The organism is Corallococcus macrosporus (genome assembly GCF_017302985.1).
Lineage (GTDB): Bacteria > Myxococcota > Myxococcia > Myxococcales > Myxococcaceae > Corallococcus > Corallococcus macrosporus_A.
On the sequence record NZ_JAFIMU010000004.1, the window covers coordinates 1,033,809 to 1,042,478 of the forward strand.

Annotated in this window: 7 protein-coding genes; 3 read left to right on the forward strand and 4 right to left on the reverse strand. The window is 70.4% G+C overall.

Going from position 1 to position 8,670, the window contains the following annotated elements; genetic code table 11:
• Positions 1-18 precede the first annotated feature (18 nt).
• Positions 19-990, forward strand: coding sequence for a hypothetical protein (locus JYK02_RS09585; protein ID WP_242588511.1), 972 nt, complete (start codon positions 19-21; stop codon positions 988-990).
• Between the two features lie 69 nt (positions 991-1,059).
• Here JYK02_RS09585 and JYK02_RS09590 read toward each other — a convergent pair whose 3' ends face one another.
• Positions 1,060-2,313 carry an MFS transporter gene (locus JYK02_RS09590; RefSeq protein ID WP_207050565.1) on the reverse strand — a complete coding sequence of 418 codons (1,254 nt, stop codon included), beginning with the start codon at positions 2,311-2,313 and terminating at the stop codon, positions 1,060-1,062.
• A 103-nt stretch (positions 2,314-2,416) separates the two neighbouring features.
• On the opposite strand from JYK02_RS09590, the gene JYK02_RS09595 reads away from it, so the two are divergent.
• Positions 2,417-3,385 (forward strand): LysR family transcriptional regulator, encoded by a 969-nt coding sequence (locus JYK02_RS09595; protein ID WP_207050566.1) that lies wholly within the window; start codon positions 2,417-2,419, stop codon positions 3,383-3,385.
• A gap of 385 nt (positions 3,386-3,770) precedes the next feature.
• Here JYK02_RS09595 and JYK02_RS09600 read toward each other — a convergent pair whose 3' ends face one another.
• Complete coding sequence (locus JYK02_RS09600) at positions 3,771-4,901, reverse strand: 50S ribosomal protein L11 methyltransferase (protein WP_207050567.1); 1,131 nt, start codon at positions 4,899-4,901, stop codon at positions 3,771-3,773.
• A gap of 63 nt (positions 4,902-4,964) precedes the next feature.
• Complete coding sequence (locus JYK02_RS09605; RefSeq protein WP_207050568.1) at positions 4,965-5,459, reverse strand: endonuclease V; 495 nt, start codon at positions 5,457-5,459, stop codon at positions 4,965-4,967.
• 134 nt (positions 5,460-5,593) lie between these two features.
• Here JYK02_RS09605 and JYK02_RS09610 point away from each other — a divergent pair, with 134 nt between their 5' ends.
• Positions 5,594-7,564, forward strand: coding sequence for a DUF4185 domain-containing protein (locus tag JYK02_RS09610; RefSeq protein ID WP_207050569.1), 1,971 nt, complete (start codon positions 5,594-5,596; stop codon positions 7,562-7,564).
• A 61-nt stretch (positions 7,565-7,625) separates the two neighbouring features.
• Here the strand turns inward: JYK02_RS09610 and JYK02_RS09615 are convergent, their stop codons facing one another.
• A complete protein-coding gene (locus tag JYK02_RS09615; RefSeq protein ID WP_207050570.1) occupies positions 7,626-8,606 on the reverse strand; it encodes a hypothetical protein in 981 nt (326 codons plus the stop codon).
• Positions 8,607-8,670: the final 64 nt, after the last annotated feature.

Here is an 8,670-nt window from a genome sequence, read left to right on the forward strand (position 1 = left end):
GAGTGGGGGCGTGCGCACATGCAGACCTTCCTGCCCTGGAGCAACTCGCGCGACAGCTGGGACTTCTACAACCTGGCCTACGGCCTGGACGCCAACACCGCGATGTACCGCGCCACCGGGAGGCGGGCGTACCTGGACCGGGCGCTGCTCTACGTCAACAACCTGGTGGCCTCCGCGCGCGTCTCCTCGGCGCTCCCGGGCAGCCAGTTCAAGGACGGGTACCTGGGCTGGACCTCGGCGCTCTCCGTGCCGGCCGGGCAGGAGGTGCCGCTGTATGAGAGCTATTGCTGGCGCTACGTGACGCGCCTGCTGCGCGTCATCCGTGAGACGCCGGACCTCTACGCCTCCGCCACCTACCGCGCGCAGTACGACCGGCTGCTGGCGTTCACCGAGAAGAACATCTTCGACAAGTGGTTCACGCGCGGGGCCAACGACTTCATCTATCGCAACCGCACGCACATGGCCGCGCACTGGGCCTTCATCTCCATGGACCTGTCGCGGATGACCCCGGACCCCGAGCGCAAGGCGCGCTACCTGGAGGTCTTCGACAACATCAACCGCGGCATGCCGAACTTCCCGTCGTCGCTGCGCTCGAAGCTGGAGCCCAACCCGGACCACCCGGCGGCCTGGTTCTGGAATGACAGGTGGGACTCGGACGCCCAGCCCGGTCAGGACGTGGCGCACGCGAACAACGTGCTGGCCTTCATCGTCGAGGCCCACGACGCGGGCATGGAGTGGAAGGACGCGGACATCCGCGGGTTCGTCGCGACGCTCAACACCGTCATCTGGCCCGCGCCCAGGGTGTATGCGGAGTTCGTGGATGGCACGGGGACGGGGGATGGCTGGTTCAACGACGGGTTGATGAAGCTGGGCCGCTACGACATCGACCTCCAGCGCCGTCTGGAGCAGCACCGCGTCGGGCAGAACAGCCAGTTCTTCGCCAACGGCGCGCTCAACGTGCGGCTGCTGTCCGAACAGGCCCTGCGGTAGGCCGCGTGGCTTTGGGGAGGGGAGGCCGGTGCGCGTCTTGCGCGTGCCGGCTCCTCCTTCCCCCGCGGGTCAGCGGGCCGTGCGCGCTCCAGGGAGCAGGCGGACGCCCAGGGCCGCCAGCGAGGTGAGCGTCGCGAGCAGCGTCACCGCCGTCCATCCCCACCGCGCCAGCACGAGGCTGCCGCTGGCCGCGCCGATGGACATGCCGATGAACATGGTGACGAACAGCACCGCGTTGAGGCGGCTGCGAGCGGCGGGGTCGATGCCGAAGACCAGGGTCTGGTGCGCCACGAGCGTGATCTGCGCCCCCAGGTCGAAGCCGATGGCGCTGGCGCCAATCAGCCACAACTGGTGGTTCGGCTCCAGCCACGGCGCCGCGAACATCGTGGCGAAGGAGACGACGGTCAGGCCGGCGCCCAGCCGGGTGACGACCTCCGGCCCGAAGCGATCCGCGATGCGTCCCGCCACCGGCGCGCCCAGGGCGCCCGCCGCGCCCGCCAGGCCAAAGGCACCCGCGGCCGCGCTGCCCAGGTGGAACGGAGCGCCATGCAGCATCACCGCGAGCGTGGACCAGAACGCGCTGAAGCCGATGGAGATCAGCCCCTGCGCCAGCGCCGCCCGGCGAAGCGCCCCGTACCTGCGCCACAGGACAGCGAGCGAGCCGAGCAGGGCGCCGTAGGACAGCGTGTTGGTCGGGTGGAAGCGGGGCAGGCCGCGCCAGGCCGCCACGCCGATGAACGCCACGCTGGCGGCGGCGACCGCGTACATGGCGCGCCAGCCGAAGTGCTCGGCGACCACGCCGCTGATGACGCGGGACAGGAGGATGCCGAGCAGCAGGCCGGTCATCACCGTGCCGACGACCTTGCCGCGCTCCTGCTCGGGGGCCAGCGTCGCGGCGGCCGGCACGATGTCCTGCGCCAGGGTCGCCGTCAGGCCGACGGCGAAGCTCACGAGCAGCAGCAGGTGGATGCCCGGGGCGATGCCGCCCAGCAGCAGCGCCACGCTCAGCAGGGCCGCCTTGATGAGGATGATGCGGCGGCGGTCGAAGCGGTCGCCCAGCGGCGTCAGCAGCAGGATGCCCAGCGCGTAGCCCAGTTGCGTGAGCATGGGCACCAGGCCCACCGCGGTGTCGGAGGCGCCGATGGAGCCCGCCATCACCCCGAGCATCGGCTGGCTGTAATAGATGGACGCCACGGACAGGCCGGCGCTCGCGGCCAGCAGCAGGCGCAGGCCGCTGGACAGGGACGGGCTGGCGGCGGCGGAGACCCGCGAAGGGAGGGGGAGGTTTCCGGCGGTTCCATGTACGGCGCGAATGAAGGACATGATGTGCACCTCGGGTGCTGCGCGACGAGGTGACAGTGCGCCAGAGGGGAAGGGCGCGGTAGACGCGTGCTCCGTACAGCGGTTATACGCTGGGCGTATCACCATGCCCTCCTCTTCGAAGCCGTCCCGGTCGCGGGTCCCCGTCCCCGCCGCGCCCGTCAGCGCGGACCGGCTGGAGCTGATGCAGACCTTCCTGCGCATCGTCGACGCGGGGAGCCTGTCCTCCGCCGCCGCGCAACTGGGCACCACGCAGCCCACGGTGAGCCGCCGGCTCCAGGCGCTGGAGCGCTCGCTGGGGCTGCGGCTGCTGCAGCGCTCCACCCACGCGATGAAGCTCACCGAGGACGGCGTGCGCTGCTACGCGCGGGCGAAGGAGCTGCTGGCCAGTTGGGAGCTGTTCGAGTCCGACCTGCGCGGGGCGAGCGACGAACCGGAGGGCACGCTGCGCGTCGTGGTGCCGCACGCGTTCGGGCAGCAGTTGCTGGTGGAGCCGCTGACGGAATACCTGGGCCGCCACCCGCGAGTCTCCGTCGAGTGGCTGCTGCACGACCGGGCGGTGGACTTCATCGCGGACGCCATCGATTGCGCGATCCACGTCGGCGAGGTGCATGACCCCAGCGTGGTGGCGCTCCGCGTGGCCGAGGTGCCGCGCATCGTCGCGGCCGCGCCCTCCGTGCTGGCGGGCATCCCGGTGCCGACGCATCCCGACGAGCTGGCCAGGCTGCCCTGGCTGTCGCTGCGCACGTTCTATCGCAACGAGCTGTCCCTGACCCACGTGGCCACCAGCGAGGTCCAGCCCATTATCTTCCAGCCACGCATGAGCACGGACAGCCTCTACGCGCTTCGCAGCGCGGCGGTGAAGGGGCTCGGCGTCTGCGCAGGCTCGTCCTGGGTGATGCACGAGGAGATCCAGCGGGGGCGGCTCGTGCACCTGGTGCCGCGATGGCAGGCTGCGCCGCTGCCCTTGTACCTGGTCTATCCCGCCGCGCGGTTCCATCCGGCGAGGCTGCGCAGGTTCGTGGAGCTGATGCGGGAGCGGATTCCCGCGGCCCTGGCCGTGGCGGTGCGCTGATCCATCCGTGATAGGCTTTGAGCGCTTTCCCGGTGCAATGCCATTCCACGAAGAGGAGCGTCCATGAAGAAGACCGCGCTGCTGTCCTTGCTGTCTGGGTTGCTGCTGGTGGCCTGTGGTGGCGTCCCCGACTCGAGCTCCGAACCGGCCGATGCGCCCCTGGGCACGACCGAGGCCGCGGTGTGCTCCGACGGAAGCTGTACGTGTATCGCGCCGGACTGCGACGCCCTGAACTGGACGACCTGCGGGAAGGGAAGCGCCACGACGACGTGCTCCTGGAATGACGGCACCACTTGCAGGACCGCCACCTGCACCTGCTCGAGCATGAGGTGGCTCTGCCCTTGAGGAGGCCGTAACGCCTCGGCGGCGCCCGTGTCCCGCCGTGCTACCTGGCGGCGGGCACGAGGCCGTAGAGGGTGGTGATCTCCTTGGAGCGCGCGGCGTGCAGCGGGTCCGCCTTGTCCTTCGCCTTGGAGTGCCGCGCCGGGTTGGACTTGCGCCACGCCACCTTCAGCCCGCAGCGCTCGAACTGCTCCTCGAGCCACCCGGCCGGACGCAGACCCAGCAGCACCGCCAGGTCCGACAGGATGAGCAATCCCTCTCCACCTGGCGTCAGCGCGGCGGGGAGCCCTTCGAGGAAGCGCCGCAGGAACTGGCTGTCCTCGTCGAACACCGCGCGGTCCACCCGGTTCTTGGGCGGCTCGGGGATCCACGGCGGGTTGCAGACGACGAGGTCCGCCTTGCCCTCCGGGAACAGGTCCGCCTCCGCCACCTGGAAGCGCTGGGCAAGGCCGAGCCGCTCCGCGTTCTCCCGTGCGCACGCCACCGCGCGGGAGTCGCAGTCCGTGGCCTGCGCGAACGCCGCGCCGCGCTGCAGGAGGAGGAAGGAGAGGACACCGGTGCCGGTGCCCACGTCGAACACGCGCTTGCCCTTCACGTCCGGTACAGCGGCCAGCAGCTCCACGTAGTCGGTGCGCGTGGGCAGGTAGACGCCGTAGTGCGGGTGGAGCAGGCCCTTGAGCCCGGGGACCTCCAGACCCTTGCGGCGCCACTCCGCCGCCCCCAGCATGCCGAGCAGCTGCTTGAGCGGCACGACGGTGAAGTCCGTCGTGGGCTCGCCCCACACCTGCCGGCACGCCTCCGCGACGTCCGGCGCGCGAGAGAGCTCCATGCGGTAGTCGCGGTCCAGCGCGACGACGATGCGCGACAGCGTCGCATGCTCCTGCTGCCGAGCCCGGCGTTCGGCCCGGAAGGCCTCCAAGGGTGAGCGGGCCTGCCAGGGCCGTTCGAGCCGCCGGCCCAGCGCGCCGAGCAACTGCTTGGCGTTGTGGAAGTCGCCGGTGTAGCGGAGGAACTCGCCCCGGCGGACGCGCTTGAGCGCGGCGTCGGCGCTGAGCCCGTCATCCACGGGCGACAGGCGCGTGGGTGCGGGCTCGTCACTCTCCGAGTGCCAGGTGAACGCGGCGTCGGCCGGAAACTCGAAGGTCGCGGCGGCGGGGCGGCGGGAACGATCCATGGGCCGTGGGGTAGCACGTCCTGGGCCCTCCGGCCCCGCGTCTTGCGACGAATTGTTCCGGAGTCAGGACTGACGGCACAGCCGGTCCACGAACTTCAACATCGTCGGCAGGCGCGATGAGCCATGCATCCGCCGGATGTGCTCCGCGGCGGTCGCGGTCTCCATGCCGATGGCCGTGATGAGCAACGGCTTCAAACTCTGGCCTCGCACGATGGGCAGGGCCGAGCCGGTGGTGACATAGGGCGTCTTCGCCACGCCGATGACGGGCACCGCCTGGCAGAGCGCCTCGTACAGGTGGGCACCCAGGCCCGGCTTGTCGTCCCCGAGCCACACGTAGCCGTCCACGACGATGGCCTCCAGCGGCTCCTGCACGCCCGCGAGCACGCGCAGCAGGTGCGGCAGCTCGCGGCGGTAGAACTGGCCGGGCTCATAGGGCGCCGCGACCGGGCCCCGCTCCACCAGGTGCCCTGCCTCCTTGCCGTCCGTCCAGCCACGGAAGAGGACGCACGCGGCCACGGTGACGTCAGGGCGGTAGTCCACGTCCACGCAGGCGAGCATCCAGGCCTCCTCGGCGGCCCCAGGCTACACGCGCCCGCGCTCCCCGACTGGAGTCTTCCGAGCAAGACCGCATAGATTCAGGATTTATCTGTTTTGCGGTGAATGCCCATTCGTGTGCCGGAGGAGTCCAGGTGATGCGGCGTGTGACGACTTGGAAGCGGGCGGTGGTGCTGCAGGTGATGTGTCTGCTGAGCGGTGCGGGGACGGCCGGGGCGGTGACGCCCACGAACGTGACGAAGGTGGCGCGGGTGACGGGCGCCACGCCGTCGGGTGAGCTGCTGCCCAACCCGAACCAGACGCATACGAACTACGAGGTGTACGGCACGGACCTGGGCATCGTCTGGGACAAGGGCGGAGGCGAGGTGTTCGTCCTGTTCGGCGACACCTTCGGCGCGGGCTGGTGCGGCAACGGCGGGTGCGGCGGCGGCTGGCGCAGCAACGTGCTGGCGCGCTCGGCGGACACCACGCTGTCCAACGGCCTGACCTTCACCACCATGGTGCAGGACGGCCCCCGTCACGCGAAGGAGGTGCTGCCGTCCAGGAAGGTGGACAACGACGAGATCACCGTCATCCCCACCGCGGGCGTCAGCGTCGGGACGCGCCACTACATCCACTACATGTCCGTGAAGCACTGGGGCGACCCGGGGCAGTGGACCACCAATTACGCGGGCATCGCGTACTCGGATGACAACGGCCAGAACTGGGTGAAGCACCCCACGGCGCGCTGGGTGAACAACGCGTCCTTCACCCATCCCTTCCAGATGGGCGCCTTCGTGAAGAACGGCGGCTTCGTCTACCTGTACGCCACGCCCAACGGGCGCTACGGCAACGTGCACCTGGCGCGCGTGCCGGAGGGCTCGCTGCTGGACATCAACGCGTACCGGTACTGGGACGGCAACGGCTGGTCCGCGTCCCAGGCGGCGGCGCGGCCGGTGGTCATCGGCATCGCAGGGGAGCTGTCCGTCGCCTACAACGCCGCGCTGGGCCGCTTCCTGATGACGTACCTCAACGAGCACCGGCAGGCCGTGGTGCTGCGCGACGCGGGCACGCCCACGGGGCCCTGGAGCGGGGAGAAGCTGCTGGCCACCGGCGCCGCCTTCCCCGGGCTCTACAATGGCTTCATCCATCCGTGGGGCAACAGCGCCAGCGAGCTGTACTTCATCACCTCGCAGTGGACGCCCTACAACACGTTCCTGATGCGCGCGACGCTCACGGCGGACGCGGACGGCAACAACCTGCTGTCCGAGCCGGGCTTCGAGACGCAAGCCGCGACGCCGACGATGGCACCCTGGTACCTGGCGGGCGCGGGCGGCATCGACCGGGCGCTGGGCGGCGCGCACTCCGGCCAGGACAACGGCTTCGTGCGCGCGTCCAGTGGCTGGAACGCGCTCAAGCAGAGCGTCGTGGTGCAGCCGTACACGGACTACACCCTCAAGGGCTGGCTGCGCTCCTCGTCCAACACCACCCGGGGCTACTTCGGCGCGCGCGCTGCGGGCAACGGCCCCATCCTGGGGGAGACGCAGTACGGCTCGCTGCCGTCCTGGGCGGAGCGCACCGTCACCTTCAACTCCGGCGCCAACTCCATCGTGGAGGTGTATGGCGGCGTGTGGGCGGACGCGGGCGACACGTGGGCGCAGCTGGATGACGTGCGTCTGACGCGTGGCGCGAACCTGGTGGCGCAGGGCGGCTTCGAACAGCAGACGTCCTCCACCGCGACCTCCCCCTGGTCGGTGTTTGGAAAGGGCGGCATCGACCGGGGGCTGGGCTTCGCGCGCACGGGCGCCAACAACGGCTACGTGCGCAACGACACCGGCTGGAACGCGCTCAAACAGGAGGTCGCGGTGACGCCCAACACCGCCTACACACTGACCGGCTGGGTGAAGACGTCCTCCAACCAGAACGACGGCTACTTCGGCGCGCGCGTGCTCAACGCCGGCCCCATCCTCAACGAGGTGCACCTGACGCAGCCGCTGGGCAGCTACACGCTCCAGACCGTCACCTTCAACTCCGGCGCGAACCACAGCGTGGAGATCTACGCCGGGACCTGGGCGAACGCGGGCGACACCTGGCTGCAGGTGGACGACGTGGCGGTGGTCCGCGACTGAAGGGGGCGCGCGGGCCGAGGGCCGTGCGGTCATCGGCCCTCGGCGTCTGGGGCCCGGCGGCTCAGGCGATGAGGACCTGGAGCCCCTGGAGGAGGTGCATCGCGGCGTCGCGCGAGGGCAGTCCTGCCTGTTGGACGAGCACGGCGTCGGGCTCCTCCTGGGCAACCCTGCGCTCCAGGTCGTGGAATGCAGCGAGCCGCGCCTCACGCAATCGCTGGCGCGCGTCGGAGGAGAGGCGCTCGGTTGCCCAGGCCTCCACGGCCCAGGACAGCTCGGCATGGCGCAGCTCATCCTCGGCGATCTGGCTCAGCGCCTCCCGCACCTGCGCATCGCGGGCCGCGCGTGCCTGCCACCCGGCCACCAGCGCGCCATGGGTTTCGCCGACGCAGCCTTCCTTCGCGTTCTCGTGCAGCAGGGCCTCCAGCGAGCGCGGGGAGAACGGAGCGACCTCCACCTCGGGCACGGTGGCGCCGTGTCGCCGGGCCAGTGCGCGTGCGGCGCGCGTGTGGCGGACCTCCTCTCCGGCCGAGCGCCGGGCCGCGCGGATCAACTCGGCGGGAGCCCCGTGGGCCTTCAGCTCCTCGGCGAGCCGGAGGAAGGCGGGCACGGAGGCCGCCTCCAGCCAGGCCATCCGCGCGAAGTGACTGCCCAGCGCGCACCGCGCTTCCGCTCGCGCTGCCTGGAGTCCTTCGGGCCGGCGGCCATCGGAAGCGCATCCCGCGGGCACGATGGTGAAGCAATTCGTGTAGGGCTCCAGGGTCTGCCCGCCGTCCGGATGCGTCGTGGGAACGGAGTTGACCTTGCAGCGATGGGCGGTTTGCTTCGTGCACACCTGCAAGCAGTTGAGGTCGTTTGGAACGCCCCCATCCGGAAGCCGGCTGCTGACGTCGTAGCGTCCCTCGTGTTCGTCATACGGGATGCAGCCCAGATCCTCTTCCGCGCACCCCATGACCGACAGAACGGGCGCGGCGAACAGCAGCCGGGCCACGGTCTGTCGAAGCAGCGGGTTGCGTGGAAGCAGACGGTCTCTGTCATTGGCCATGTGAGTCCCCCCCTCGGGTGTTGAAGGCTTTCAGGCAGGGAGCATTCCTATCACGCTCCCGGCG